At 62.3% G+C, this 26,230-nt stretch carries 22 protein-coding genes; 12 read left to right on the top strand and 10 right to left on the bottom strand.

The annotated features are described in order from the left end of the window. Window positions 1-311: 311 nt before the first annotated feature. The 6 genes from VE23_RS15565 to VE23_RS15540 all read right to left on the bottom strand — a co-directional run bounded on the left by VE23_RS15565 (window position 312) and on the right by VE23_RS15540 (window position 5,850). On the bottom strand, window positions 312-818 hold the full coding sequence (locus tag VE23_RS15565) for a DinB family protein (protein WP_049868475.1): 507 nt from the start codon (window positions 816-818) through the stop codon (window positions 312-314). 120 nt (window positions 819-938) lie between these two features. Continuing rightward, window positions 939-2,420, bottom strand: a complete 1,482-nt coding sequence (locus VE23_RS15560; RefSeq protein WP_021879036.1) for an alpha-amylase — start codon at window positions 2,418-2,420, stop codon at window positions 939-941. 212 nt (window positions 2,421-2,632) lie between these two features. Next, entirely contained in the window at window positions 2,633-3,292 is a 660-nt protein-coding gene (locus tag VE23_RS15555; RefSeq protein ID WP_232316971.1) for a TetR/AcrR family transcriptional regulator, read from the bottom strand. 46 nt (window positions 3,293-3,338) lie between these two features. Next, window positions 3,339-4,385: an ABC transporter permease gene (locus tag VE23_RS15550; protein WP_048745225.1), complete on the bottom strand. Its 1,047-nt coding sequence runs from the start codon at window positions 4,383-4,385 to the stop codon at window positions 3,339-3,341. Next, window positions 4,382-5,119: an ABC transporter ATP-binding protein gene (locus tag VE23_RS15545; protein WP_048745224.1), complete on the bottom strand. Its 738-nt coding sequence runs from the start codon at window positions 5,117-5,119 to the stop codon at window positions 4,382-4,384. The genes VE23_RS15550 and VE23_RS15545 overlap by 4 nt, the downstream gene beginning before the upstream one ends. Window positions 5,120-5,319: 200 nt before the next feature. Next, on the bottom strand, window positions 5,320-5,850 hold the full coding sequence (locus VE23_RS15540) for a cupin domain-containing protein (protein ID WP_048745223.1): 531 nt from the start codon (window positions 5,848-5,850) through the stop codon (window positions 5,320-5,322). Between the two features lie 175 nt (window positions 5,851-6,025). On the opposite strand from VE23_RS15540, the gene VE23_RS27750 reads away from it, so the two are divergent. Continuing rightward, window positions 6,026-7,489 (top strand): GTPase, encoded by a 1,464-nt coding sequence (locus VE23_RS27750; RefSeq protein ID WP_332310173.1) that lies wholly within the window; start codon window positions 6,026-6,028, stop codon window positions 7,487-7,489. A gap of 258 nt (window positions 7,490-7,747) precedes the next feature. Next, window positions 7,748-8,683: a methyl-accepting chemotaxis protein gene (locus VE23_RS15530; RefSeq protein WP_021881799.1), complete on the top strand. Its 936-nt coding sequence runs from the start codon at window positions 7,748-7,750 to the stop codon at window positions 8,681-8,683. Between the two features lie 179 nt (window positions 8,684-8,862). On the opposite strand, the gene VE23_RS25955 is transcribed toward VE23_RS15530, so the two are convergent. After that, the gene (locus VE23_RS25955; protein WP_083436304.1) at window positions 8,863-9,033 is read right to left on the bottom strand and encodes a DUF1540 domain-containing protein; all 171 of its coding nucleotides are present in this window, start codon (window positions 9,031-9,033) and stop codon (window positions 8,863-8,865) included. A gap of 191 nt (window positions 9,034-9,224) precedes the next feature. Between VE23_RS25955 and VE23_RS25950 the strand changes: the two genes are divergently transcribed. Beyond that, window positions 9,225-10,187: a hypothetical protein gene (locus tag VE23_RS25950; protein WP_157053974.1), complete on the top strand. Its 963-nt coding sequence runs from the start codon at window positions 9,225-9,227 to the stop codon at window positions 10,185-10,187. A 255-nt stretch (window positions 10,188-10,442) separates the two neighbouring features. After that, window positions 10,443-10,610: a hypothetical protein gene (locus tag VE23_RS15520; RefSeq protein WP_021881801.1), complete on the top strand. Its 168-nt coding sequence runs from the start codon at window positions 10,443-10,445 to the stop codon at window positions 10,608-10,610. Window positions 10,611-10,665: 55 nt separating this feature from the next. On the opposite strand, the gene VE23_RS15515 is transcribed toward VE23_RS15520, so the two are convergent. The 3 genes from VE23_RS15515 to VE23_RS15505 all read right to left on the bottom strand — a co-directional run bounded on the left by VE23_RS15515 (window position 10,666) and on the right by VE23_RS15505 (window position 13,816). Then, window positions 10,666-11,034 carry a hypothetical protein gene (locus VE23_RS15515; protein ID WP_021881802.1) on the bottom strand — a complete coding sequence of 123 codons (369 nt, stop codon included), beginning with the start codon at window positions 11,032-11,034 and terminating at the stop codon, window positions 10,666-10,668. Between the two features lie 149 nt (window positions 11,035-11,183). After that, window positions 11,184-12,770 carry a histidine kinase N-terminal 7TM domain-containing diguanylate cyclase gene (locus tag VE23_RS15510; protein WP_069202607.1) on the bottom strand — a complete coding sequence of 529 codons (1,587 nt, stop codon included), beginning with the start codon at window positions 12,768-12,770 and terminating at the stop codon, window positions 11,184-11,186. A 206-nt stretch (window positions 12,771-12,976) separates the two neighbouring features. Continuing rightward, on the bottom strand, window positions 12,977-13,816 hold the full coding sequence (locus VE23_RS15505; RefSeq protein ID WP_021880471.1) for an alpha/beta fold hydrolase: 840 nt from the start codon (window positions 13,814-13,816) through the stop codon (window positions 12,977-12,979). A gap of 243 nt (window positions 13,817-14,059) precedes the next feature. Between VE23_RS15505 and VE23_RS15500 the strand changes: the two genes are divergently transcribed. The 8 genes from VE23_RS15500 to VE23_RS15465 all read left to right on the top strand — a co-directional run bounded on the left by VE23_RS15500 (window position 14,060) and on the right by VE23_RS15465 (window position 25,963). Then, window positions 14,060-16,987, top strand: a complete 2,928-nt coding sequence (locus VE23_RS15500) for an ATP-dependent DNA helicase (RefSeq protein ID WP_232316970.1) — start codon at window positions 14,060-14,062, stop codon at window positions 16,985-16,987. A 616-nt stretch (window positions 16,988-17,603) separates the two neighbouring features. Continuing rightward, entirely contained in the window at window positions 17,604-19,142 is a 1,539-nt protein-coding gene (locus VE23_RS15495) for a phytoene desaturase family protein (protein ID WP_069202482.1), read from the top strand. Beyond that, a complete protein-coding gene (locus tag VE23_RS15490) occupies window positions 19,139-20,596 on the top strand; it encodes a phytoene desaturase family protein (RefSeq protein WP_021880467.1) in 1,458 nt (485 codons plus the stop codon). The genes VE23_RS15495 and VE23_RS15490 overlap by 4 nt, the downstream gene beginning before the upstream one ends. Then, on the top strand, window positions 20,590-21,519 hold the full coding sequence (locus tag VE23_RS15485; protein WP_069202481.1) for a phytoene/squalene synthase family protein: 930 nt from the start codon (window positions 20,590-20,592) through the stop codon (window positions 21,517-21,519). The genes VE23_RS15490 and VE23_RS15485 overlap by 7 nt, the downstream gene beginning before the upstream one ends. Further along, window positions 21,516-22,481: a carotenoid biosynthesis protein gene (locus VE23_RS15480; RefSeq protein WP_232316969.1), complete on the top strand. Its 966-nt coding sequence runs from the start codon at window positions 21,516-21,518 to the stop codon at window positions 22,479-22,481. Before VE23_RS15485 ends, VE23_RS15480 begins: the two co-directional genes overlap by 4 nt. Continuing rightward, on the top strand, window positions 22,465-23,235 hold the full coding sequence (locus VE23_RS15475; protein ID WP_049868470.1) for a lysophospholipid acyltransferase family protein: 771 nt from the start codon (window positions 22,465-22,467) through the stop codon (window positions 23,233-23,235). The genes VE23_RS15480 and VE23_RS15475 overlap by 17 nt, the downstream gene beginning before the upstream one ends. Next, the gene (locus tag VE23_RS15470) at window positions 23,211-24,443 is read left to right on the top strand and encodes a glycosyltransferase (protein WP_049868469.1); all 1,233 of its coding nucleotides are present in this window, start codon (window positions 23,211-23,213) and stop codon (window positions 24,441-24,443) included. The genes VE23_RS15475 and VE23_RS15470 overlap by 25 nt, the downstream gene beginning before the upstream one ends. Continuing rightward, entirely contained in the window at window positions 24,440-25,963 is a 1,524-nt protein-coding gene (locus tag VE23_RS15465) for a phytoene desaturase family protein (protein WP_048745234.1), read from the top strand. The genes VE23_RS15470 and VE23_RS15465 overlap by 4 nt, the downstream gene beginning before the upstream one ends. Window positions 25,964-26,230 lie beyond the last annotated feature (267 nt).

Here is a 26,230-nt window from a genome sequence, read left to right as displayed (position 1 = left end):
CGGGAACGGGGTTCCTCCGGGTCGGCGACAGGCCTCCTTTGCGATAGAGTGGGAGACATTGGAAGGTCTCTTGCTACCACAATAAGGCATTTAACGTGAAAGCAATAGGGGGAAAAATATTCCTAGCAGGGGGTAAATAATGCTTTATCCAGACGAAGCGAAAGGAAATGCCGCCTTTGCCGCTCTTTTCGGCGGGAGGCGGTTTTTTGCTTCGGCGAATGCCATAGGAGCATGCGCGCAAAAAAGACCGTATCCGCCTTAGGCGGGATACGGTCTATCTAATACCAGCAAGCTTCGGCAAGTGATGTCGGTCAGCTTCCGCTCTTCAGGTCTGCGGCAACCTCCCGGATCTGATCCAGGTGGCGCGCTTCATGGAGCGGAATCAGCTCCACCCATTGCTTGGCGCTCATCGGCCCGAACGCAGGGTGGTCGAAGCCGTGGCTGTCCATGGCGTCGGTGCCTATCGACGAAGCCAGAGCTTCGAGCGTGCGCTGCCGCGCGCCATGGAGAGCCTCCAGCGCATCTGCGAGCGTATGGTAGCGCCCGGAAGGCTCGGCCTGGCTTGGAGCTTGAAGCTTGCGGGAGCGGTCCTTGACGAGCTCCAGCGGGGCAGGGCGGAGATCGGCGCGTTCCGGGGCCAGCAGCGAGGCCTCGATGCCCTTGACGATGCGCGCCTCCAGCAGCGACAGATGCTCGAGGATCTCCATGACGGACCAGCCGCCTCCCGCGGGCTTCTGCGTCAGCAGATCAACGGGTATGGCATGGACCTCTTCCACAAGCTCCGAACGGGTCATTTCCAGGGAGTCGATTACATTCATGGTCACAGCTCTCCTTTTTTGGGGGACAGGCTGCAGGCTCAGGCTTTGAGACGCTGCTCCTGCTCTTCTTCTTCTTTGCAGGCAAGCCGGTCTGCAAATGGAAATGATCTGCGGGGCGTCCTATTCGCCGCCCTCAGGCTCTACGTCGAACTCGGGCAGCGCCCATACCGAGACGCTGCCGCCATTTACCGGGAAATCAGCGAATCCGTCCTCGCCGATGACGATCCGCTCCGCGCGGGTATTGGTAAGATCGACCCACACCTGGCCGGAGCGTTCCTCGCCGACGAACATCCGCTTGGAGCATTCCTCCTTGTTGCAGACCACGACCGCGCATCCGGAGCGCTCGAATTCCTGCACGCCCCTGCGCACCCATCCGATCACATTCGGATCGTCGAAGTAGTCGTCCTGATCGCCGTAAGCGCGGTGATAGCGGGCGTACAGCAGCGGGTCGATGGCCATCTTCTTGCCTTCCACCGGAGCCTCTCCGCCGATGCCGTAATAATCTCCGTAGAAAACGACCGGATAGCCGTCCTTGCGGAGCAGGATAAGCGCATATGCGCTCTGCTTGAACCAGTCGTCCACCCACGATTCCAGCGCTTCCCCCGGCTGGGTGTCATGGTTGTCGACGAGCGTCACCGCCTCCAGAGGGCGTTCCTTGACGATGGAGCCGTCGAAGATCGTGCGCAGGTCGAAGCCTTGACCGGCCTGGGCCGCTTCCTTGAACCGGTAATGAAGGGGGGCGTCGAACAGGTCGACGCTGCTCTCCACCGCATCCAGATAAGCGAAGCAGTCCTCCGGAATGCTGTTCCAGAACTCGCCCACAATGTAGAACGGACCGTCCTGATCTTCCCGGACGGCATGGGCGAAATCACGGATGAACGTATGGTCGATATGCTTGATCGCGTCCAGCCGGAAGCCGTCCACGCCCGTTTCCTTGACCAGCCATTTGCCCCATTTGATCATTTCTTCCCTGACCTCAGGGTTGTTGTAGTCGATGTTGGCGAACATCAGGTAGTCGTAGTTGCCGAACTGGTCGTCGACATTCTCGTTCCAGTCCTTGTTCTCGCCGAGGATGCGGTATACGCCGGTCTCGTCCCGCTTGGCGTCGAAGTCGGTTCCATTGAAATGGTTGAAGTTCCAGGTGAAGTCCGAGTACTTGCCGCCGCGTCCGGGGAACGTGAATCTCGTCCATCCCTCGATGTTACGGGCATCGGATATCTCCTCCTGGCGGTTGTCGCCTTCGACTTCGACCACCTTGAACTTCTCCTTCTCGTCCGCGCCGGCCTTATGGTTCATGACGAGATCCGCATAGACGGCGATGCCTTCCAGCTTGCAGGCCTGAATAGCTTCGAGCAGCTCCGCCTTCGTCCCGTATTTCGTGCGGACAGCGCCCTTCTGGTCGAATTCGCCCAGATCGTACAGGTCGTAGATGCTGTAGCCGTTGTCCTCCGGAGAGGAGGCTTTGGTGGCGGGAGGGATCCAGACGGCATCAATGCCGGCTGCCTTAAGCTCGGCGGACCTTTCCTTGAGCCGCTGCCAATGGCGGCCGTCGGCGGGTACATGCCATTCAAAAAACTGCATCATCGTATGGTTGCGCTCCATCGTGCGGAAATCACCCTTCTGCTTGTCGTTTCCGCATCATTAACCTTCGGAGGCGGCCGGTTAATCAAGGCAGCGGAGCCTCGCCAAAAAGCCCGCCTCGGGCGGGCGGGCATAATCAGTCGGAAGCCGGGCTGACGGGGACCCCGCCTCGATCTCGAAGGCTTCCCGCCTGAGGGGTGAAGCGCCGCTTCCTTCCCCTCTGGACGGACTTGTCAGGGTGCGAGCCCCTTCGCCAGAAACGCGATCGTCGCTTCGAGCTCGGCCGTCTCGTCCCAGCCGTCGGCGTTCTGATCGGCGGCGACCAGATGGGCGAGGATATAGCCCATGATGCCGGAGGCGGTAAGCCGGAGAACGGTCAAGGGCGGCAGCGGGGCGAGGCTGCCCTCGTCCTGGAACTTCCGAATGACCGACAGCAGCTGGGGAAGGACGAGCGGCATCAGCGTTTCCCTGGCCTGCTGCTGAAGCTCGGGGTGGAAGGGCAGCTCCTGGAGCAGCACCTTGAACAGCCGCTTGTTCTGGGAAATGAACTGCAGCCGGTTCGTAGCCATGGCCCGGAGGAACTCCTCGTAGGCGCCGTAGCGGGCATGGAGCACGTCCTTGAATTCCCGCAGCAGAAAGGGGGCCAGCAGCTTGATGATCGCCGGCTTCGCAATCGTCAGCAGCAGGTCCTTCTTCGTCTTGTAGTGGCGGAATATCGTTCCTTCGGCAACGCCCGCCCTGGAGGCGATCTCGCTCGTGGAGGAGGAGGCATACCCTTTCTCGGCGAACAGATCCGCTGCGGCGGCGATGATGCGCGCCTGCTTGTCGGTCATCTTGCCTTCGCCGCCCTGCAGCAGCTCCTCCAGCCATGGTTCTCTCTCATCGTTCATCATTGCCAACTCCTTATGGCGTCCATCGTAACACAGCCGGCAGGCTCGTTTAAATGGAGCGCTGCTTCTTGAGCGCCAGCACATTGAGCAGGGCGAACAACAGGGAGAAGCCGAACAGCACGGCGAGATCAGGCCATATGGAGGCAAGCCCTTCTCCCCTCAGCATGACGCCCTTCAGCGCGTCGGCGCCGTAATAGAGGGGCATGACAAGGCGGATATGCCTCAGCCATTCATTCATGGCATCGAGGTTGAAGAGGCCGGAGAAGAACACTTGCGGCACGATGACGAGGGGGATGAATTGAATGATCTGGAACTCGTTGCCCGCATAAGTGGAGAGGAGCGTGCCGAGAGTGAGCGCCGTCAGCGCCAGCAGCAGGTTCACGAGCATGAGCAGCCAGAAGGAGCCCTCCATATACAAGCCAAGCACCGACGTGGAGTACCAGGCGATGAGGGCGGCTTGAAGCAGAGTGAACAAGCCGAATCCGCCCAGATAGCCGGCGACGACTTCCCATCTGCGGATCGGCGCGGCCAGCAGCCGCTCCAGCGTCCCGGTCGTCCGCTCGCGCAGGAAGGAAACGCCGGCCAGCAGGAAGACGAAGAAGAACCCGAACAGGCCGACGAGCACGGGGCCGAAGGCGTCGAAGGAGCTTAGGCTTGCGGAGCCGTGCAGGTAGTCCACCTGCAGCTTGCCGTCCATGCTCCCGGATGCCGCGGCGCCGGGGGAAAGAGCTTGTTGGAGAAGCCCGAGCGACGCCTTGGATACGGCAGGATCGGTTCCCTCCAGCGCGATGCGCGGCGCGGCGCCTCCCAGATCCAGCAGAGCGTCGATATCCCCATGCTCCAGAGCGGTCTCTCCCGACTTGGAGTCTCCATAGCCGCGGATGGTCGCACCGGCCTGACGAAGCTGTTGGGACACGGTCTCCTGCGAAGTCCCCGGGACGGTGACGAGGCCGATGGAAGGGGCCGGGGAGGCGCCGCCGAAGACGAAATGCATGAGCGTCAGCACGAGCAGCGGCGCCAGGAACAGCAGCGCGAGCGTGCGCTTGTCGCGCAGGAACTGGCGGATGATGCGGTAGGCGAGAGCACGCGTCCTCATGCGGTGACACCCTCTCCCATGGCGATGAACGCCTGCTCGATGCTGGAGGCGCCGCTGCGCTCCATCAGCTCGCGCGGAGATCCGGCGGCGGTCAGCTCGCCGCTGCGGATGAAGGCGATGGAGTCGCATTTCTCGGCTTCGTCCATGACGTGAGTCGTCATCAGAATCGTCGTACCGCCGTCGCGCAGCTGCAGCAGCTCCCGCCAGATGGATTGGCGCAGCACGGGGTCGATGCCGACCGTCGGCTCGTCGAGCAGCAGCAGCTCCGGCTCGTGCAGCAGCGAGATGGCCAGCGACAGCCGCCGCTTCATGCCTCCGGAATAGGCTGCGACGCTCTTGTGGAGATGATCGTCCAGGGCGACGAGCGCCATTACGGCGGCGATCCTTTCCTGCAATCGGCTTCCGCGCAGCCCGTAGAGCTTCCCGAAGAAGACCAGATTGTCCTTGGCGGTCAGATCGGCATAGAGAGCGTCCGACTGCGCCATATACCCGATGCGCTGCAGCACGGGCAAGGCTGGCATGCTCCGGCCAAGAACGGTCACTTCGCCTTCATCGGCCTTGTCGATGCCGGCCAGCAGCTTGACAAGCGTTGTCTTCCCGGAGCCCGACGGGCCGAGCAGGCCGGTCAGCCGGCCGCGAGGAATCTGCAGGCTGAGGTTCCTCAGCACTTCACGATTGCCCAGGCGGCGGGTAATCTGCCGCAGGTCGGCGGCTGGAAGCGTTGGATGATCCATGGAGGCTTCATCTCCTTCAAAAAAGTGATTACTCACTTCTATTTTAAGCCGAAAAAAGGAAATAAAGAAGGGTTATCTTTCGATACCTATTCCATGCCTGACTTATGCTTCTCCTGCGCAGGTATGGAAAGGGGCCGGCTCCATCGTTGCTTTCGCCGGAGCAGCCGGCTCCAATGTTGCGGCCAAGTCCGCCGTATTCTCTATTTGAACCCTTCGGTTTGGTCCCACAGCGTCAGAAGCGGTCCTTCCCTTCCGAAGACGGGATCGGAGACGGGCATCGGCACGAGCCGGATCTCCTCCAGAACGCGCGGACGCTCGCCGGGCTTGCCTGTGCGGATGTTGTAATCCATGCCTCCGGGATAACCGCCGGAGACAAGGAAATCGGCGCTCGCCTGAAGCTTCTTGTGTCCGGTTCCTGCCGGCAGGACGATCACGTCGCCTGCCTGAACCTCGACGATCTCTCCTTGCTCTCCTCCCAGCTGGAGCTTGGCGCTGCCGCGCACGACGCCGAGCGCCTCATGGGCATTGCTGTGGTAGTGATGATAGGAAAAGACTCCGTTCGTCCACGTATTTCCCCATCCGTTGGAGGCGAAGAGCGGCTCCATCCGTCCCGGCCCGGAGACGGCCGAAGGATAGAGAAGGACGGGAAGGCTGTGATGGTTGGGAATGCTGCCGTCATCGCGGAATGAAAATGTTCGGACGGAAGGGCGATGCTCGGGAACGGGTTTCATAGCGGACCTCCTTGGTTTTACGGTTATGAGGCTATCATACCCGCGGCGCGGTGCGGGCAACCTTTTCTTCCGCTGCGCGGCGCTTCGCCAGAGATTCACGCCGGGCCTTTTCGAGGTAAGAGAGAGAAAGACTTCATGACGGTCGAATACGGAAGAGCCGAAGGGAGAACTGGGAATGGAAGAGCGGGTATATGGACACGACGAGGGACGGGAATTGCCGGAAGCGGATCGCGTTCGGAAAATGGCCGAGGAGGCCATGCAAGGCGAGGCGGATGCCATGATCGAAGCGGGGCGTGCGGCGGCGGCCGGATTGCCTGCCGGAGCGGCTTCATCCGAAGCCTCAGGCGCCCCCGCATCGCTGACGGATGGCATCGCATCGTACGAGGCGGCGTTCCCGGATGGCTCCGAGGACGGGGCAAGCGCGGCGGCGCCCTCGGGAGGGGATGCCGCGGATGCTTATGCCGCCGCTGCCGAGCTGGATCAGGCGTCGAGCCAGCAGAGCGCCGGCGCTCTGCTGGTCCACCCGGCTGAAGGAGGCTCCATGTGTGCGCTTGCAGCCGGCATGGATGATTCCCGCCCGGACTCCAGCCTGCTCTCGCCTCCTCTCGGGGAACGCTTGAATGAGCTTCTGCCCGCAGCTTCCGGCTGGGAAGTCGAATGGAGACGAGCCGCGGAGGCGCAGTACGAGCAGCATATGGCCGAGATCGGCAGGGAGCTCGACCAGGATATTCTGATCGCGCTCGTCGGCGACGTGAACGCCGGCAAATCCTCGACCCTCAACCGCATTGTCGGCGAGACGGTGGCGGCAGTCGGGGCGGAGCCTGGAGAAACGGCCGATATCCGCCCGTACCTGTTCAAGGAGCGGATCTTCTTTGTCGATACGCCGGGCTTGAACGACGTGCGGGTGGAGAATTCGCAGCAGACGATGGATTATTACCGTCAGGCGGACATCATCCTGTTCTTCCTGAATGCAGCCGGAACGGTATATTCGGAGGCGGAGAAGCGCTCCTTCGAGGCGATCCGGGACACGAATCCGAATATTCTGATCGTGCTCAACAAGATCGATGCGGCGGACGAGGTCGACCGCATCACGGCAAGGGTGAAGCAGGAGACCGGAGGCAAGTACGATGTCGTTCCCGTCTCCTCCCGCACCGGCGAGAATATCGAAGCGCTGAGGGCCGCCATTCTGGAGCTGCTCCGAAAAAAGTCCAAGGATCTGCTGTTCGCGAAAAATCTCAAGGAGAAATCGGCGGCGGCTAACAAGTGGATCCTCGGAGCGGCCGCCTCCGCATCGGCCATCGGAGCGGCTCCGATTCCCGGTGCGGATATCGTGCCGATCACGGCGGTGCAGATCGGACTGCTGACGAGGCTGGCCGTCTTGTACGGCAAGCCGATCAGCAAGGAGACGGCGCGCGAGCTCGTCGTCGCCACTGTGGTCGGCAATATCGGCAAAAGCGTATTCAGGCAAGTGCTGAAGCTGTTTCCCGGAGCGGGGTCCGTAGCCGGAGCTTCGGTGGCGGGAGCGATGACGCTGGCGCTCGGCTACGCGGTCAAGTATGCCTACGAGAACAATATGGATATCAATACCGCTACGATCGGCAAGCTGTACGGCATGTTCCGCAAGCAAGCAAAAGGGTAAGGAGGCTTTGGGAAATCGGGGCCTTGCATTGGGAAAAGGGATCGACGGGCCTGCCGGAGCCATGCTGCCGGCGGGCTTTTTTGTGCGCGGAGATCCGTTCGGGGGAGCGGTTTCTGAGCATGATGGCGATGAAGGTCGTATTCCCGCCGAAAAATAGTTTTCTCAATGGTGAACAGAAACGGTTCAAGCCGCCGAATGAAGGGTAATGAACGTCCATATGCCTGCCGACATCTAGATTCCTAAACCAGCCGCGGGGAAGTGTCATCTTTGAGTACAATAGCCCACCTAACACCTGAGAGCACGCAAGTGCTGGAGGGGAATTCCGTCCTGGCTGCGCTTGAGCAGGCTTTGGCGATGATCGAGTTCGATGCCCAAGGAAATGTGCTCTGGGCCAATGAAAACTTTGCCGCGGCAATGGGATACCGGAAGGACGAGCTGCCGGGCCTGCATCACAGGGAGTTTTGCACGGCTGAATTTGCAGCCAGCGAGGCCTATCTGAAGCTATGGGAAGAATTGAGGAAAGGCCGCAAATTCCAGGAGAAGATTCTGCGTCTGGCCAAGGACGGGAGGAAGCTGTGGCTGGAAGCGACCTATATGCCGATTATCGGAGCCGACGGCGGCGTGAAGGCCGTCTTGAAGGTGGCGACCGATATTACGGAACGCGAAGCCGCAGCCGCGGGCGTGAGGGAGAAGCTGACGGGAATGGCGGAGGAGCTGCGGGAGCGGACAGAAGTCGGCATCGGGCGCAATGAGCGCATTGCGGCGACGTTCGAGGAACTGGTCGAAGACAGCGAGTCGAAGCTCGGCTTTCTTCTGGATCTGGAGCAGCAGGCCGAAGCGGTCGGCGGCATCGTCCAGATCATCGGAGAGATTTCGTCCCAGACGCATCTGCTCGGCCTGAACGCGGCGATCGAAGCTGCGCATGCCGGGGAGCATGGACGGGGGTTCAATGTCGTGGCGACGGAAGTGAGAAAGCTCGCCCAGAGAGTGCAGACCTCCGCCAAGGAGATCGAGGAGACGGTCGAGGCCATATCCGGAAAGATCGGCCGGCTCAGCCAAGACACCCGCAGGTCGCAGTCCGCGATGCGGGACAGCCGAGCCCGGATCCGGGAGGCCGTAGCGGAGTTCCATTCGATCGGAGATGCTGCGGAGCAGCTGGAAGTCGAAGCCCAGGCTTTGAACCGGCTCCTCTGAGCGGCTGTCTGGATCTGCAGAAATAAATGCCGCGACAAAAAGGCGCCTAGGCGCCTTTTTGTCGTTTGGCAGACCGACAGGCTTTCGACCGCCGCCGGCTCGGCCGGCACCGTTCCAACTGCCGGCAGTTGAGCGCATGACGCCTGCACGCCGCTTCGGAAGAGCGGAGAAGAAGGAAATCAGGCGGTAGCTTCCTGCTGTCTGGGCTCGAACGTACGGCAGCCCGCTTCCTCGGCCTTGCGGTCCGTCCGCTCGCCGGACAGCGCCACTGTGATCGCTGCCGCCGCGCAGACGTTGTTGAGAGACCAGTTCTTGCAGCTGCTGACCTCGCATGTTACTTCGCATGCCATTGCATTCACCTCCGTCTCGATGCTGCTGGATACCTGTCCCTAATAGGGTATGCGGGCCGCTGAACCGGCATGACTCGCATGAATGCGGAGCGGACTTTGATTCTCTTGCAACCTTCCCGTGTATATACCGTCTGAAAGGGTAAGCAGGGTGCGCACCTGAAGCAAAAGCGGAATGATCAGGGAGGAACAACATGATGAACAAGACTTGGAAACGAACCGCAGGCTCTCTTTTGGCTTTGACGATGGCTCTCTCCGGAGGCGGCGCTGTATTTGCCCTCGAAGGCCAGCCGGCACCCGCAGCAGGCGAAGCGGCCATAACCGCCGTTCCCGGAAATGCGGCAGCGATCAAGAAGATGTACAACGAATATATCAGGCTGGCATCCAGCTCCAAAACGCTGGGCCAGGCCGTTGCCTATTTGAACAAGCATATTGGCGAAGCCGACAAATGGACGGCCTCCATGATGGTGCTGCGTCTGGAGAATGCGCAGACTGCCGGGCTGGAATCGCTGCAGGACCGCATCGCCGCGAGCTCCGTGCAGAAGTCGATCGACGCGGCTTGGCGCAAGGGAAGCAGCGGCTCGATCGATTCGCTGATCAAAAACGCGGCCGACGAGAAGACGAAGAAGCTGCTCGGCGAAGCCCGCAGCCAAGGCTACCGCATCTCCACGGCGGAAGGAATGTACTTCCCCGAAATCGATTATGTGTCCTATGAAGCCTACAAATCCCATGTCGGGGCCGATATCGCCGCATATATCGCGATGATGTCCCTCGAGACGTCGAAGCCGACGCTTAGAGATGCGGCGATCATCATCGGCTGGGGAGAGCTGCTGCAGCGCAACCTGGCCCAGGAGAAATTCCTGCGCAGCTATCCGTCATCGAACCGCAAGGCCAAGGTGGAGTCCATGTACCACCTGACCAAGTGGAACGTCTTTTATGGCAGCAACAACACGCCTTTGTTCGATTACGAGAGCAAAGTCATCGATGCCAAGGCGGTTGAAGCCTACAAGAAAGCCGTGGCGGACGGAGATGTCTCCAAGAGCCCGCTGCTGCTCAAGCTGTCCAACTTCCTCAAAGTCTCCGACCGCAATGGCGGCAAGCTGACCGATGAGCTGAGTCTCTGGAGAAGCAAGCAAATTCCGATGCAGTACAACTGAGTGCTCGACAGCCGGCCGGATTTTCCGGGCCGGCTTTTTTATGGCCGGCGGCTCCTCCGCCCCGTGCCCAGGCTCGCGGCGAGCGATGTCGCCGCCCCGTCCAGCCGTGAAGTCCTCTTGCGCCGATGATTCCGGTATGGGCTTGCCATCGTTCGGGAACGCTCTTTGAACAGCGAGACAGGGAAGGCGTTTCTAAATCCGGGAAACCGTTGAAGGAAGAACATGAGGCTTACTATGCGGGAAAGGGATGAGGACATGGAATCATTCGCAGAGAAGGACAAGTCGGTGCGCGAGGAAGTCGAGAGCGAGGAGGCCGAAGTCGGCAAGGGAGGCGCCGAAGTGCCGAGCGAGAAGGTCGAGCAGCAGGACGATCCCGAGCCGGAAGGCGGCAAGGCAAGCGGCCAATCCGGGCTGAACGCCTAAAACAAATGCAAAAGGGTATCCGGCCGGCTGCGGCTGGATACCCTTTTTTTATCTCCTACCCTTTCAGGCTGCTCCTGCCTGGCTGCCGGCTAACTTCCTCTGCGCTCTGGCGGAGGCGGGCGGCCAGACGCGAGCGTTCCTTGCGGAGCTTCCAGGCCGCTTCCCACAGCCGGGCGCGAATCTCGTCGTTCTCCGCTTCCTTCAGGCGGCCGTATAGGCCTTCCAGCCTGCGGTTGATTTCCTCGAATTCGCTCCAGAGCTTCGAACGGGCCTCATCCCGGAGCAGCTGCTCCTGGAAGCTTTCTTTGTCCTGCAGCTGCTGCAGCAGCTCGCGCCGCCATGGATCGTCGCCGATCCGCACCGCGTAATTGTACAGATCCAGCTGGTCATCCATCCACTGAGCATACTTTTGCGCATTCGTCATCGGCTTCTCTCCTGTTCTCCAAACCCATTTATACCGACTATTATACTCGGTTATAAAGAGAGCGCAACCCTTCCCTCCGAAAGGCAAGATTGGAGGAGCGTCATGCCGGCGGCAGCCCGAAAGGAGATTCGGCTTCGGGACAGGGAGCTTCATGAAGACGGAGCGGAGATGACGCGGTTCCTTCCTTGCTCTTTGGCTGCATAAAGAGCTTGGTCGGCGGAGCGGAACAACGCCCGGTAGCCATCCTGCACGGGCAGCGCCGCCCTGCCGAAGCCGGCGACGCCGAAGCTTGCCCGGATGCCGAGCGGACGTCCGTCCGGGTCGAGGGCAGGAGTGCTCTCCAGCGCCATGCGGATGGATTCCGCCAGCTTTTCGGCCGTGAAGCTGTCGATGCCGGGCAGCAGCAGCACGAATTCTTCGCCGCCGTAGCGCGCGAACAGGACGTCTGGGCCGAGCAGAGAGCTGCATACGGAGACGGCGTGCAGCAAGGCGGAATCGCCGGCTTCATGACCGAGCGTGTCGTTGATGCCTTTGAAGTGGTCGATGTCGAACAGAATCATCGAGACGGGAAGTCCGTCGCCGAAGCAGCGGCCAAGCGCTTCCTCCGCTTCGCGCATGAAGGCGCCGCGGTTGAGAATTCCCGTCAGCGGGTCGCGGGAGGCCAGCCGCTTGAGCTCCTCCTGCAGGCTTCGCCTCTCCGTAATGTCGCTCAGCACAAGCAGGCAGCCGCCGGCTTGTCCCCCGCCTCTCGAGATGGGAGCGGCGTAGACCTCGCACCAGCGAGGCTCTTCGCCCGGCAGCGGAGGGCTAGCGAACGAATAAGGCTTGCCCGGCTGCTCCCAGGCGCTGCGGAAGGCGGCGGCGGCTCCGTCCGGAAGCTCGAGGCTGCCCAGGCTCTGCCCCAGGGCGGAGCGCGCCAGCGCGGGCAGCAGAACGCGGGCGGAACGGTTGCTGTCGAGCAGGCGCCAGGAAGCGTCCAGCACGAGCACGCCTTCTCCCATGCTCTCCATGACGTTTTCCCGCGCGACGGGAAGCAGGGCCATTTTGTCCGTGGACAGGAAGGCATAGACGAACAGAAGGCTCGTGAAGCAGAGCACGACCGGCACGGGATCGACTCCGTTCGGACTGAAGCCCAGCAAGTAGAGGAGCGAGGCTGTAATCGGAAGCAGGATTCCCGCGAACAAAGCGATCAGCTGGCGGCGATAAGCTTTGTTCCCGGGACGGAGCAGCGCCTGGAACATGAGGCAGAGAGCCGCGAAAAGGGTGCCGAAGGTGTAGCAGCCATGGACCACGTACCATTCGCCCATCGTGAAATCCATCGTCGGCGTGGACGGACCCCTATGGAAGTAGATGTCCTGGTAGAAAAGATGATGATGGCTGTTGGTCAGAACAAGGAGAAAGGTAATGGAGGGGATGACGAACAGAAGCCAGCGTCCCCAAGCGGGAATCAGGTCGGCCTTGCCGAGAAAGTGGAGCGCGAGCAGCAAGGTGAGCACCGCGGAGAAAGGCATCCCGGCATACTGGACGGTCGTCCAGAGCATCATGCCGTCAAGAGTCTCGGACGTCTTCTCCAATGCGGCTCCGAACGTATAGAAGGAATTGGCCAGCGCCATCAGGATGAAGACGAGCTTGCCCGAGAACAAAGCCCTGCTCATCAGGGCATAGAGGGCGACAAAAACGTTCAGGACGCCGGCCAGAGCCGTCAGAACGATATAGGTAGAGGTAAAGGCTGTCACGTCATACATCCCGTTCCAGTGGAATCTAGTTTCCTCAGCGTAGCACAGCCGCAGGCTCGATGGAACAGCGAATGTGACGATAAGCCGCAATATTTATGGAGAAGGAAAGGAAAAAGCCCCGGAAAGGGGCTTTTCATCTCCGCAGGCGCATGGAATTCGCGCTTCCTCTCCGACAGCCGGGAAGGAAAAGGGGCGGAGCGCCAAGGCTAGAGTACGCGTCCCGCCGCTGCCGCGCCGCTGCCGGCTCTCAGCAGATCCAGCAAAGACTCGTTGAACAGGGCCGGCTCATCGTAGAGCATCGCATGGCCGCTTTCCTCGAAGCGGATCATGGTGGAGCCGTGGATGCGCGCCTTGGTCTCCTCGGCCAGCTCGAACGGGCAGATCTCGTCCTTGACTCCCTGGAAGATCGATGTCGGCACGCTGATGTTCGAGAGATCATGCCGCAGGTCTTCGTCGCGGAGCGATTCCATCGCCCGGATCGTGCCATGCGCGGTCGCCTCCAGGCAAAGCATCGACATATAGGCCTCGAATGAAGGCGAAGGCTTCTTGAGCGTGAACTTGGCGCCGAAGTCGCTGATCATCGCCGGGCGGTCCCGGTAAGTGTCGTCGATCATCTCGTCGACCTTCTCCGGCGGCGTCCCATAAGGGAAACTCTCGGATTGCGTGAAGCGCGGCGCGGCGGCGCCAGCCAGAACGAGGCGCTCTACGCCGTGCTGCCGGTGGCGGCTCATGTACCGTACGGCAATAGCTCCGCCCATGGAGAATCCAAGCAGGGTGAAGGACGAGAGGCCGAGCTTGTCCACGACGGCCTTCACGTCGTCCGCCATGCGGTCATAATCATAGCCTTCCCATGGAGAGTCGGATTTGCCGAAGCCGCGGAAGTCGATGCCGATGTAGCGGTATCCGTTTTTCGGCAGAAGCACGGATTGGGTTTCGAACATGCGCTGGCTGGCCGGCCAGCCGTGCAGGAACACGACCGGATGTCCTTGGCCGAGATCCTCGACGTACAGGCGGACGTTCGGCTCAACTTCGATATAGGTTCCCATGGATAAAACCTCCTTGAACTCTTTTTGTTTCCGTTGGGTTGTTTTCGCAGGTTCTGGAAGGAAAAGAAGAAAGCAAGCATGTCCCCTCTTACCCGGCACGGCGCATGGCGACGCGCCGGTTTCGGTTCCCGGCGGGAGGTCGAGCCCGCCTGAACGGCGGAGGCAAGTCCGGAGCGGGCGTCGATTCGGGACGGGCCGGCGGGATCGTGCAAAGTGCCGGTCCATGCTACAATGGAGGAACGAGTGTTCGCAGAAGGAGACGGAAAGGGGACGGCGCGGATGGAACGGCTTGGAGCGGAGGAAAGCGGAACGGAGCAAGCCCGCCGAACGGATGGGAGCGGACCGAAGCAGGCTGCGGCAGAGCCGGCAGGATCGGAAGCTGCAGATGCGGCAGAAGCGCCGGAAGCGCCGGTGAAACCGGAAGCGGTTGTAGCGGCGGAAGAGATGGACAAGCCGGAAGCTTTGGGGAGACTTGAAGCAGCCGAAGCGCCGGAAGCGATGAGCACGCCGGCAGCGACGGATATATCGGAAGCGCCGGAAGCGTGGAGACAACCGGAAGCTGCAGAAACCGCGCCGGCGGTTCGAATCGCGGTAAGGGCGCTGGCCGAATATGCATGCCGCAGCGGCAGCATCGAGACTGGCTTCCGCAGCCTGACCTCCTTGACGGAAGGGACGCGGATCCACAAAGCGGTGCAGGCCGAATATGGAGAAGGCAGCGAGCGCGAGGTGTTTCTTCGCATGGAGCTGGCCCTGGGCGGCGTGGAATGGACCGTGGAGGGGCGCTGCGACGGCTTGCTCGCCGCAGAAGGCGGTCCCGTCATCGACGAGATCAAGTCTACTTCCGGGAGGCTGGAGGATCTGGGAGGGGAAGGCCACCGGGTCCACTGGATGCAAGCCCGGGGCTACGCTTATATCTATGCCATGCAGCAAGGCCTGGAACGGATGGATGTTCAGCTCACCTATGTGCAGGCCGACTCGGGAGCGGTATTCCGGATCCGGCGGAGCTTCGGGCTGAACGAGCTGCGGGAGGGAATGTTCTGGATGCTGGAGCAGTACGCTCCCTTCGCCCGGATGCTGCGCCGGCATCGTCTGGAGCGGAATGCCAGCCTGGAGCGGCTGGAGTTCCCGTTCCAGGGCTTCCGTCCCGGCCAGCGCAAGCTGTCCGCCGCCGTCTACAAGACGCTGGAGGATAAGGGCGGGCTTTTCGCCAAAGCCCCTACCGGCATCGGCAAGACGATGTCGGTGCTCTGGCCCGCTGTGCGCGCCCTCGGAACGGGCGCGGCTTCACGGCTGTTCTATTTGACGGCGCGCACGACGACGCGGACTGCCGCCGAGGATGCGGTCCGCCGCATGGAAGAGCAGGGGTTGAAGCTCCATGCCGTCACGCTGACGGCAAAGGAGAAGATCTGCCTGCAGGAGACCGTCAGCTGCCGCAAGGAGGACTGCCCGTTCGCGGACGGATACTACGACCGGATCAACGGCGCGGTGCTGGATCTGATGGAGCATGAGACGCTGATGACGCGCGAGGTCATCGAGCGGTACGCGCTCAAGCACCGGGTGTGCCCGTTCGAATTTTCCCTTGAGGCGGCCTATGCCTCCGATGCCGTCATCTGCGACTACAACTACATCTATGATCCCAAGGTTTCGCTGAAGCGGTTTTTGGCCGAGCAGGCCAAGGGGACCGCGCTGCTCGTCGACGAGGCCCATAATCTGCCCGACCGCGCCCGCTCCATGTACAGCGCGGAGCTGGACAAGGCGCCTTTCCTGGCGCTGCAGCGTGCCTACAAGGGTTTGTCCGCCGGGCTGTCCGCCGCTGCCAAGGGCGTCAACGCGGCGTTCATCGCTCTGCGCAAGGAAGCGGAGGCTGGAGCTGCAGCGGGAGAGGGCGGGCTGCGTCCGGCAGGTCCCGGCGCTTATGTGTCGGAAGCTCCTCCGCAGCAGCTGCTGGAGTCGGTCCATGCGTTCATCGCGCAGGCGGAGCCGCATCTGGCGGCAGGCGGGGATGAGGGCGGAGCGGAGACCGCGGCGCTGCTGCTTGAAGCCTACTGGGCAGCCAAGGCGTTCGCAGCTGCCGGGGAGTGGATGGACGAGCGGTTCGTTGCGATGGCCGAGCTGGCAAGGGGCGGCGTGAAGGCGAGAATCATGTGCCTCGATCCATCCCGTCTGCTGCAGCAGACGGGCAAGGCCTACGGAGGACGCGTGTTCTTCTCCGCGACTCTGTCGCCGCTGCCCTTCTATATGGATCAGCTAGGCGCCATGGAGGAGGATCGCTCCTTGACGCTGCCGTCCCCGTTCGGACGGGAGCAGCTTGAGGTCCGCCTCGTGCCGCTGTCCACGCGTTATGCCGACCGCGGCGCCACGCTTAAGCCGCTGGCCCGCCTGCTGCTTGAAGCGGTGCGGGAGAAGGGCGGCAACTGGCTCGCCTTCTTTCCCTCCTATGCTTATATGAACGCCTTATACGAACAGCTTCTGCTGGAATTGAATCCCGGCAGCGCCGCCGCGCTGCCGGATGGTGCGGAAGCGGGTGAAGCTGGCGCCGATTCCGTGAAGGCTTCCGGAACCAACCCGGCGGAAGGTTCGGGCGAGCAAGAGGAAGCGAGTGGGGGCAAGAATCCGAGCGGGCAAGAGGAAGCAAGCGGGGACAAAGGGGCGGTCCTGCATGCGGAAGGCGAGGCTGCCGATGCCCGAGAGCCTGCGGAAGAAGCGCTGTTCCCTGCGCGGGCGGGAAGCGGGGGCAAGGAGCGCGGTTTGCGGCTGCGCCTTCAGAGGCCCGACATGGACGAGGAGGCGAGGGACCGCTTTCTCGCCGCTTACCAGCCTCCGGAGCCCGGGGGCGATGCCCTGCTCGGCATGGCCGTCATGGGCGGCATCTTCTCCGAGGGCGTGGATCTCGCCGGCGAACGGCTGGAAGGAGTCGCGGTCATCGGCGTCGGGCTTCCCCAGCTCGGTCCCGAACGCGACCTGCTTGCCGCTTACGAGAAGAAGCAAGGAAGGAGCGGCTTCGATTACGCTTATGTCTATCCCGGCATCAGCAAGGTTCTGCAGGCCGGCGGGCGCCTCATCCGCTCCGAGAGCGACACCGGCGTCCTGCTGCTCGTGGACGACCGCTATATGCAGCCCCGCTATCAGCGGCTGCTGCCGGAAGAATGGCGAAGGGAAGGGGAGGCGTAAGGCACGACGGGCGAGCGGGCCGAATCGAGGCGTTTCTCTCCCTCCTCTCGGAGAAAGCCGTCTTTTCCGGCAGACCGGTCCGTTCATCCCGTTGCCGTGGCCTTGTGTCCGGGGCTTTCGCTGGCCAAGAAAGCGCGCATTTGCTGATGAAAAGAGGGCAGAGCCCGCGGCAGAGAGGGTACTCTGCTTGCGGGTTCTTACTTTTTGTGGAAGTATGGAGGGTAGAATTGCTTGCCGCTCTTTGTGAACTCACTTGCTTGTTCGGCCTCGCTTCCGGGAGCTCAGATCCATTCTCGCGCTTGAGAGCATGAGCATGATCAGCGTCCGGAAATCATTCAGCTGCGCCTCGAGTTGCCCCCGCTCATTCTGCGGCTGCCCCGTTGTCATATCCCCGATTCCGTCCTTCCGTTCTCAATCGCATCTCCGGCTCATATCCTGCAAGTACAAGCTTTAAAAACTTATCTTCATGCCCGCCTGCGGACAAGCAGGAAAATCCGGATGGAAAGAGAAATAGTCCTGATTGATAATTATACCGTTGGGTTAATTAATGGGTATGGTTAAGCTTTCCTTTATGTCTATTTTCAGGGCCAGATCGGATAATGGGAGCGGTGATGGGATGGTTGTGGGAAAAAGGGCTGTCATAATCGGCGCCGGACCGGGCGGGCTGGCGGCAGCGATGCTGCTGGCCTCCCAAGGTGTGGACGTGACTGTCGTGGAGAAGCAGCCCTATGTAGGAGGGAGAACCTCGGGCCTGCGTCTGGGAGCGTACAGCTTCGACCGCGGTCCGACGTTCCTCATGATGCTTCCCGTCATGGAGGAGCTGTTCCAGCGCAGCGGGCGCAGGCTGCAGGATTATGTGGAGCTGAAGCGGGTCGATCCTCTGTATACGTTGAAATTCGGAGAGAAGGAATTCTCTCCCGGAGGCAGCCACGAGGAAACGGCGGCCCATGTCGAGGAGCTGTTCCCGGGCAATGGGGGGAACTACCTCCGGTTCATGGAGCGCGAGCGCAAAAAGCTTGCCGGTCTCATGCCGCTGCTGCGGCAGCCGTTCTCGCGGCGGTCCGACTATCTGTCGGGACGGATGCTGCGCGCGCTCCCGAAGATGGATGTCCTGGACACCGTCCACAGCCGATTGTCCAAGTATTTTACGGATGAGCGGCTGCGCTGGGCGTTCTCTTTCCAGTCCAAATACCTCGGCATGTCGCCTTGGGAATGTCCCGGAGCCTTCACGATGCTGAGCTTCCTGGAGCATGAATACGGACTCTATCATCCGGTCGGAGGCTTGAACCGCATCTGCGAGGCGATGGCGGAGGTGACGCGGGAGCATGGAGGCGTCATCCGAACCGGGATCGGGGCCGAACGGGTGCTGCTGAGCGCTGGCCGCGCAGCCGGAGTCCGCCTGGAGGACGGTACGGTCGTCGAAGCGGACGACGTCGTCATCGGCGCCGATTACGGGCATGCCGTCAGCACGCTGTTCGAGCCCGGGGAGCTTCGCCGCCATGCGCCGGCCCGGCTGGAGAAGAAGAAGCTGAGCCTCTCCACATTCATGCTGTATCTGGGCATCGGGGCTCCGCTGCAGCTTCCCCACCACAAGATCGTGTTCGCCGAAGATTACCGCCTCAATGTGGATGACATGACCAAGCGGCTGCGGCTGTCGGAGAACCCGTCCGTCTATATCCATAATCCGTCGCGGCTGGATCCAACCTTGGCCCCGGAAGGGAAATCGGCCGTGTATCTGCTGATGCCGGTGCCTAATAACCGGTCGGGAATCGACTGGGAGCGGGAAGCCCCCGGCATCCGCAGAAGGATGCTGGACGTTCTCGCCCGGGAGAGCGGCCTTGCGGAGGTCGACAGCCTGATCGAGGAGGAGCGGATGCATACGCCTGCGGACTGGGAGCGGGAATCGTTCGTCTACCGGGGAGCGACCTTCAATCTCGCCCACAGCCTGGATCAGATGATGTATATGCGGCCGCATAACAAGTTCCAGGATGCGGAGCATTGCTTCCTCGTCGGCGGAGGCACCCATCCCGGCAGCGGGCTGCCGACGATCATGCAGTCGGCGATGATCAGCTCGGAGCTTCTGCTGAGGCAATATGAACGGCAGGCGCGGACGGATGCCCATGCGCCGCTGCAGGCGAGGAGGGCGGGACGATGAGGATCGCCGTCATCGGTGCCGGAGTCGGCGGGCTGGTCTCGGCGCTGCTGCTGCGCCGGCAGGGACATGACATCGACGTCTACGAGAAGGAGGCGGCGCCGGGAGGACGGCTGGCCTACGAATCGGACGAGTCGGGCATGTACCGGATCGACCGGGGGCCGACGATCGTCCTGCTGCCGGAGCTGCTGAGGGAGATTCTCTCCGAAGCCGGAGTGCCGGACGATGCCGTGCAGCTGCTTCGCTGCGATCCGCTGTACGACTTCTACTACCCGGACGGAACGCGCTGGACCAAGTGGCAGGATCGAAGCCTGCAAGAGGCCAATCTGGAGAGAGCGTATTCCGGCGGAGGGGCTGACTTCCGGCGGTACATGGAGGATATGGAGGAGCTGTTCGAATACGGCTTCGACGCATTTCTATCCCGTTCGTTCCCCGGCATCCGTTCCTTCCTGACGCCTGCCAACCTGAAATTCCTGCTTCGCTCGAGAGCCTACCGGGCTATCGATCCTTGGGCGGGCTCCTACTTCCGCAGCCGCCGGATCCGCGAGGCGTACTCTCTGCAGTCGCTGTACATAGGAGGATCGCCGCAGGAGGCCCCGGCTCTGTACGGCTTGATTCCCTACAGCGAGCACAAGCACGGCATCTGGTATTTGAAAGGCGGGTACGCCGGATTGGCGCCTGTGCTTGAGCAGGCCTGCGCCGACCAGGGCATTCTCATCCGCTGCTCGGCTCCGGTGGACAAGGTTGTCGTATCGGGCGGACGCTGCACGGGCATCCGGACCGGCGGGGAGGAGCTCGCCTATGATGCGGTCGTGTTCAATGGAGACTATCCGGCGCTGGCCGGGCTGCTGGAAGGATGGCGCGGCAAGCCGCGCCGCTTCCGCCCATCCTCCGGCTGCCTGCTCATCTATGCCGGGACGGCAAGGCGATGGGACCATGCCGGCGTTCATCAGTTCTTCCTGGGCGAGCGCCACGGAGACCATATGAAGGATGTGTTCCGGCGCGGACGCTTGTCCGAGGAGCCCTCCTTCTACATGTTCAACCCTGCCGCCATCGACCCGGATGCCGCTCCCGATGGGCATAGCGCGCTGTACTTCCTCGTCCCCGTGCCGGCCGACGAGGCTCTGGATTGGGACGGTGCGGGCGAGGCGCTGGCGGGACGCGTGCTGGAGCGGGCCGAGAGGCTGCTGCTCCCCGGCTTGCGGGAAAGCATCCGCTGGCGCCGCATCCGGACGCCGCGCGATGCCGCCCGCGACGGCCTTTACCGGGGAGGCAGCTTCGGCATCGCTCCGGTGCTGACTCAGTCCGGCAGCTTCCGTCCTCAGGTCAAGCCGCTTCCGGTGGAGGGGCTGTATGCGGTCGGAGCTTCGGTCCATCCCGGCGGCGGCATTCCGATCGTCATGCAAGGCGCGCGCCTGCTCGCCCAACAAATCGCAAAGGAGCTGGAACCATGTTGAATCCGCGGCTGGCCGCCTCATGCGAGGAGGTCATGAAAAGAAGCTCAGCCAGCTTTTACGAAGCCTTCCGCCTGCTGTCCTCGCCCCGTCGCGAGGCTGTTTTCGTCATCTATGCCTTCTGCCGGATGATCGACGATTCCGTAGACGAGCCGGACAAGGCCGATTACAGTCTGGACGAGCTGGAGGCGCTGTTCGGCAATCTCGACGAAGCGGAAGGCCACTTCATCTGGCCCTCCCTGCGCTGGCTGATGGCCAGCTTCCCGCTCGCGAAGGAGCCGTTCCTGACCCAGATGAGCGGACAGCGGCTGGACCGTGTCCAGACCCATTACGACTCGCTGGATCAGCTGGAGGATTACTGCTACCGAGTCGCCGGCTCCGTCGGCGAGATGCTGCTTCCCGTCCTGCACGAAAGCCCGGACAGGGACATCGTCGAGGCGGGGATCTGGCTCGGCAAAGGCATGCAGATCGTCAACATCATCCGGGACGTCGGAGAAGACCGCGGTCTTGGAAGGCGGTACATCCCGCTTGAGCTGATGAGGCGCTGCGGGTATTCGGAGGAAATGTTCGAGGCCGGAGAGGTGGACGCGGCGTTCCGCCGGCTGCTCGGCGAGCTTGCCGGGACGGCCCGGGAGTGGTTCGGGCGCGGCCTCGCCCATCTGTCCTCGTATCCCCAGGAAAGCGCGTTCGCTATCCGCCTCGCCGCGCATTACTATTTTGCCATTCTGCACGCGGTGGAAGAGAACGGATACGATGTGTACGGCAAGCGGGCGTATGTGAGCGACGAGGCCAAAAAGACGATTTTCCGGGCGGTGATGGCCGATATGGCCGAGGCGGAGCGGGAAGCCGCCGATCCGGGAGAAGGGTTTACGGCGGAGGAGGAAGCCGGAATGCAGCCCTCGTCTCCGGAGAGGCTGGCTCAATGAGCCGCCCCGCGCAGGAGGAGACATTTCCCGTCCATCCTTCCAGAAGCACGGAACGGGAGGGGCACATGGACAGCGGCCTTCAGAATCTCCAGGAACGGCCTGGCAGCCAGAAACGGCAAGAAAGGCAGAAACGGCAAGCGAGAGAAGAGGGGCAAGGGCGGGCATCGGGAAAAGGGCAGCGGGCCGCTCTTCGGCGGCTTGCATCCGCATATCCCGTTACCGCTCTGTTCGCCGTCTGGTACTCCGTCGGCTTCCTGCTGATGGTGTTCTCCGAGGTGCCGAAGCCGCTTGAGTTCTCCAATGGAGTGTTTCTGGTCCTCTACGCGCTCTGTCTGTGCGAGCTGGCCGCGAACGGAATAGGCGCAGTTCCGAAGCATCGGGATGAAGCTCTCTCCCGGCCGGTCGGCTGGAGCCGTCTCGCTCTGTCCGCCGCCGGCATTGCGGCAGGCACCTTCGCGGTGGAGTATGCAGGCGTGCATACCGGATTTCCCTTCGGCTCCTACCGCTACGAAAATACGCTGGGATCGCTGCTCGGCGGCGTTCCGTGGACGATGGGGCTGGCATGGGTCGGAGTCATTCTGAACGGCGCCCTCCTGTCGGGCTCGCGGGGCAGGCTTGTCCGCGCCCTGGAGACGGGCGCATGGGTCGTGCTGCTCGATCTGGTGCTGGATCCTGTCGCGGAGGCGCGGGGGTTCTGGCACTGGCAGGACGGCGGAGCCTACTACGGCATCCCGGCCGCCAATTTTGCCGGCTGGTTCGTCGTCGGGGCGCTCCTGTCCCTGCTGCTGCCTTCCGGCAATGTGCTTGCTTCAGCCCGTTTTGCCGCGCTGCGGGTCATGCAGGGAATGCTGCTGCTGTTCGGGCTGCTAGCGGCCAAGGCAGGCATGATGCCTGTATTTCTGCTGTCGCTGTTGGTCATGGCGGCCGCCGAAGGGAGGGTCCGCTTTGATTCAGGCCGATAAGAAGACATGGTTCCGGCGGCTGTTTTTCCGCTATCAGCAGCACTACCTGTTCCCGAGATATCTGCACGGCCTGTATGTATCGGGAGACATGGAAGGAGACCGGGAAGGAACAGGCGCCGGTGTTCCCGTGCTCTATGTTTGCAACCATGTGTCCTGGTGGGACGGGCTTGTGCTGTTCCAGCTGACGGAGCAGCTGTCCCGGCTGGACCATTACATCATGATGGATGAGCAAGGCCTCAGGAACTATCCTTTCTTCCGGAAGATCGGGGCGTTCTCGGTCAACCGCGGCCGGCCGCGGGACATGCTGGAATCGATGAGCTATGCGGAAAGCCTTCTGCAGGCGGGAGCGCCGGTTTGGGTCTTTCCGCAGGGAGCCATCATGTCTCCGGATGCGGACATTCGGGCCGCAAGCGGAATCGGCCATCTGATGCGCCGGGCCGGGCGGGCCGAGCTCAGGCCGGTCACGCTGCGCTATTTGCTCGGCGATCACCAGAAGCCCCTTGCGGCTGTCCGCTTCGGCGAGCCCGTGAGGCGGGATTGGAGCCGCATGGACCGCAGCGAGGCCGCGTTCGAGGTCGAAGTCATGCTCCGGGAGCAGGCGGCCGAGCAGCGGAGGATTCTTGCGGAATGCCCGCTGCCCGGGACCGGGAACGGATATGAGGCGGTCTGGGAAGGCGGCAGGAGAACAACAGCGGACCGGTACCGGAAGCTCAAGAAGGGGGTCCGGCCATGGCAGCCATTCTCGCGGCATTGACGGGCGCGCTCGCAGTCCAGCTGCTGTTCGTGCTGTGGAACCGCCGTTACCTTGTGGAGCTTGGCGAGCCAAGCAGGCACAGGGGAGGCCGGAACAAGAAGGAAGCCGAGAGCCGGGTCGGAAGCGCCAGAGCCAGAGCCAGAGCGGACATTCCTCTAGAGGGTTACAAAGTAATGCCGAGTGATATCTCTATTCTCGTGCCGGCCCGCAATGAAGAAAGGAATATCGGAGATTGCCTGCAGTCGCTGCTGGCGCTGCGCGGGCGGCCGCATGAAATTCTGGTGCTTGACGACCATTCCGAGGATGGGACGGCGAGCATCGTGAGCAGGATTGCCGGCGATCCGGAGTCAGGGGTGAAGCTGCTGCAGGGCGGACCGCTGCCTGAAGGCTGGATGGGCAAGTCCCATGCCTGTTCCCAGCTGGCGGAGGCCGCTTCAGGCCGATGGCTGCTGTTCGTGGACGCCGATGTCCGGCTTGGTCCGGACGCGCTGGAGGCAGCCGCGGCGGAAGCCTCGCTTCAGCGGAGCGGACTCGTCAGCGGATTTCCCCGGCAGGAAACCGGAGGCTGGATGGAGCGGCTCGTCGTATCCATGATGATGTTCACGATATTGAGCCATCTGCCGCTGCGGCTCGTCTCCCGCTCGGACGATCCGCGCTTCGCCGCGGCCAACGGCGCCTTCATTTTCGTCGAAGCCCGGAGCTACGAGAGAATGGGCGGGCACGGGGCGGTCCGCGAGTCTCTATTGGACGATATGGATTTGATCCGCCAGGCGAAGCTCCGGGGCGAGCCGGTACGGCTCGCCCGGATCGACCGGGTAGCGTCCATGCGCATGTACCGCAGCCCGGGCGAAGTATGGAGCGGCTACCGCAAAAACCTGTTCCCCGGCCTCGGGAGAAGCCTTCCCTTGATGGGATTCGTATTCATCGTCTATGCCTTGCTCTATCTGGCGCCTCCTGCCGCTCTGCTGGGCGGACTGGCGGCATGGGCCGTCTCCGGGGCGGCTCCTCTCTGGCTGGGCTGGGCCGCGTCCGCGGCGGCGCTGGGCATGGCGGTGAAGACGGCGGCGGATCTATCCAGCGGACTTCCGGCCTGGTACGGCATGTTCGTGCCCGCCAGCATCTTGCTGACGATTTTCATCGGCCTGGATTCGGCGAGGGTCCATTATGCCGGAAGCGGCTACGAATGGAAAGGCAGGCGGTACGCATGAGCGGAAGCCGAAAAGCCGTTGTCGTGGGCGCCGGCCTGGGAGGGCTCAGCTGCGCAATCCATCTGGCCCTGCAGGGATGGAACGTGACAGTCGTCGAAAAGGAGCCCCGCCCCGGCGGCAAGCTGCAGCGCGTGGAGGAAGCCGGCTACCGGTTCGACAACGGCCCGAGCACGATGACGATGCAGCCGGTCTTCGACTCGGTGTTCGAGGCGGCCGGACGGCGCAGAGAGGATTATGTCGAGTTCTATCCGCTCGATCCCGTCGCGCGCAATGCCTTCCACGATGGGACGGTGGTGGATGTCACCGGCGACATCGGTCACATGGAGGAGCAGATTGCCCGCTACAGTCCGGAGGACGCGCTGAAATACCGGCCGTTCATGAAGGAAAGCGCCCGCTTGTATGAGCTGGCTTCCAAAGAGTTTCTCAGCCGCCTCGTGCTGGATTGGCGGGACAAGCTGCAGCCTTCGCTGCTCGCCGGCTTTGGGCGGATTCGTCCGTTCACCCCGATGAGCCGGACGATCCGGACCTATTTCCGCCATCCTCATACATTGGCGATGTTCGGTCGTTATGCCACCTATGTCGGCGCATCCCCGCAGCGCGCTCCGTCCATCTTCAATATGATGGCTCATGTCGAAGCCGGCCAAGGGGTGTTCGGAGTCAAGGGAGGCACGTACTCCATTGTAGAGGCTTTCGCGAAGCTGGCCGGAGAACTGGGGGTCGTCATCGCGGCCGGCGACGCGGCCAAGGAGATTCTTATTGCCGGAGGGAAAGCGGCGGGCGTAGAAACCGAAGGCGGCAACTTGTGGGAGGCCGACGCCGTCGTGGTCAACGCCGATGCGCTGGCGGCCGTGCCCCGCCTGATTCCGGACCATCCGGGAGCTTCACGGATGACCTCCAGGCTGCATAAGCTGGAGCCTTCCGTCAGCGGCTTCGTTCTGCTGGCCGGGGCGGAGAGCGACTACCCTCAGCTCCTGCATCACAATGTCTTCTTCCCCGAGCGGTACCATCTTGAATTCGACGACCTGTTCCGCAAAGGAATTCTGCCGGAGAAGCCGGCCGTCTACGTCTGCCGTTCCGGCGGAGGGGCGGTTAGGGCGGGTGCGGGCGAAATCCCGAGGTCCAGCCTGTTCGTGCTGGTCAACGCTCCCGCGCAGCGCGACGGCTATTCCGTGGAGAACAGGAAGGAAGAATATGCCGCACGCATCCTGGGCTTGCTGGAGGACCGCGGCCTGCGCGGCATCGGAGCGGCTGTCCGGCGGGAAGGAGGCTTGCTTCGGATTCAGACGCCGGATGATCTGGAGCGCCGGACCGGAGCCTGGAGGGGGAGCATCTATGGCATGTCTTCCAACGGCTTCCGCCAGTCCTTCTTCCGCTACCCGAGCAAGGATTCCCGCCTTGGCGGATTGTGGTATGTCGGAGGCTCCACCCATCCGGGCGGAGGCACCCCGATCGTGACGATCGGCGGGCGGCTGGTGGCGGAGCGCATCGCCAAAGAAGGAGTAAGAACGGGATGGGCATGATGCGGGTCTCGAGACAGACACATCGGGATGGGCAAGAACATGATGATGATTCCAGTACCGCAGCAAGCATGCGGCAGGACCCGGGGGAGCGCGCTTCCGCCGGTTCCTTTGCATGCATGCCGGAGCCCGCGGCAAGCCGGCTGCCGATCTGAAACCTGGAACGGCATGAGCCGTACTACCTGTCAATCCATGATCTGACGGCAGCCACACCGCCAGCTGTTCCCGGTGCAGCCGAGAGATCCTGGGAATACAGATGCAGGAGCGTGG

The sequence above is a fragment of the Paenibacillus sp. D9 genome (assembly GCF_001188365.1).
In the GTDB taxonomy this organism is placed as follows: domain Bacteria; phylum Bacillota; class Bacilli; order Paenibacillales; family Paenibacillaceae; genus Paenibacillus_O; species Paenibacillus_O humicus.
Note: the sequence above shows the minus strand (reverse complement) of the source record. Positions and strands in the feature narration are given on the sequence as shown.

What these genes read in the sequence shown, in the direction of transcription:
- VE23_RS15565 (WP_049868475.1), bottom strand. Translation starts at nt 818, where the DNA reads ATGAATGTAATCGACTCCCTGGAAATGACCCGTTCGGAGCTTGTGGAA.
- VE23_RS15560 (WP_021879036.1), bottom strand. Translation starts at nt 2,420, where the DNA reads ATGGAGCGCAACCATACGATGATGCAGTTTTTTGAATGGCATGTACCC.
- VE23_RS15555 (WP_232316971.1), bottom strand. Translation starts at nt 3,292, where the DNA reads ATGATGAACGATGAGAGAGAACCATGGCTGGAGGAGCTGCTGCAGGGC.
- VE23_RS15550 (WP_048745225.1), bottom strand. Translation starts at nt 4,385, where the DNA reads ATGAGGACGCGTGCTCTCGCCTACCGCATCATCCGCCAGTTCCTGCGC.
- VE23_RS15545 (WP_048745224.1), bottom strand. Translation starts at nt 5,119, where the DNA reads ATGGATCATCCAACGCTTCCAGCCGCCGACCTGCGGCAGATTACCCGC.
- VE23_RS15540 (WP_048745223.1), bottom strand. Translation starts at nt 5,850, where the DNA reads ATGAAACCCGTTCCCGAGCATCGCCCTTCCGTCCGAACATTTTCATTC.
- VE23_RS27750 (WP_332310173.1), top strand. Translation starts at nt 6,026, where the DNA reads ATGGAAGAGCGGGTATATGGACACGACGAGGGACGGGAATTGCCGGAA.
- VE23_RS25955 (WP_083436304.1), bottom strand. Translation starts at nt 9,033, where the DNA reads ATGGCATGCGAAGTAACATGCGAGGTCAGCAGCTGCAAGAACTGGTCT.
- VE23_RS25950 (WP_157053974.1), top strand. Translation starts at nt 9,225, where the DNA reads ATGATGAACAAGACTTGGAAACGAACCGCAGGCTCTCTTTTGGCTTTG.
- VE23_RS15520 (WP_021881801.1), top strand. Translation starts at nt 10,443, where the DNA reads ATGGAATCATTCGCAGAGAAGGACAAGTCGGTGCGCGAGGAAGTCGAG.
- VE23_RS15515 (WP_021881802.1), bottom strand. Translation starts at nt 11,034, where the DNA reads ATGACGAATGCGCAAAAGTATGCTCAGTGGATGGATGACCAGCTGGAT.
- VE23_RS15505 (WP_021880471.1), bottom strand. Translation starts at nt 13,816, where the DNA reads ATGGGAACCTATATCGAAGTTGAGCCGAACGTCCGCCTGTACGTCGAG.
- VE23_RS15495 (WP_069202482.1), top strand. Translation starts at nt 17,604, where the DNA reads ATGGTTGTGGGAAAAAGGGCTGTCATAATCGGCGCCGGACCGGGCGGG.
- VE23_RS15490 (WP_021880467.1), top strand. Translation starts at nt 19,139, where the DNA reads ATGAGGATCGCCGTCATCGGTGCCGGAGTCGGCGGGCTGGTCTCGGCG.
- VE23_RS15485 (WP_069202481.1), top strand. Translation starts at nt 20,590, where the DNA reads ATGTTGAATCCGCGGCTGGCCGCCTCATGCGAGGAGGTCATGAAAAGA.
- VE23_RS15480 (WP_232316969.1), top strand. Translation starts at nt 21,516, where the DNA reads ATGAGCCGCCCCGCGCAGGAGGAGACATTTCCCGTCCATCCTTCCAGA.
- VE23_RS15470 (WP_049868469.1), top strand. Translation starts at nt 23,211, where the DNA reads ATGGCAGCCATTCTCGCGGCATTGACGGGCGCGCTCGCAGTCCAGCTG.
- VE23_RS15465 (WP_048745234.1), top strand. Translation starts at nt 24,440, where the DNA reads ATGAGCGGAAGCCGAAAAGCCGTTGTCGTGGGCGCCGGCCTGGGAGGG.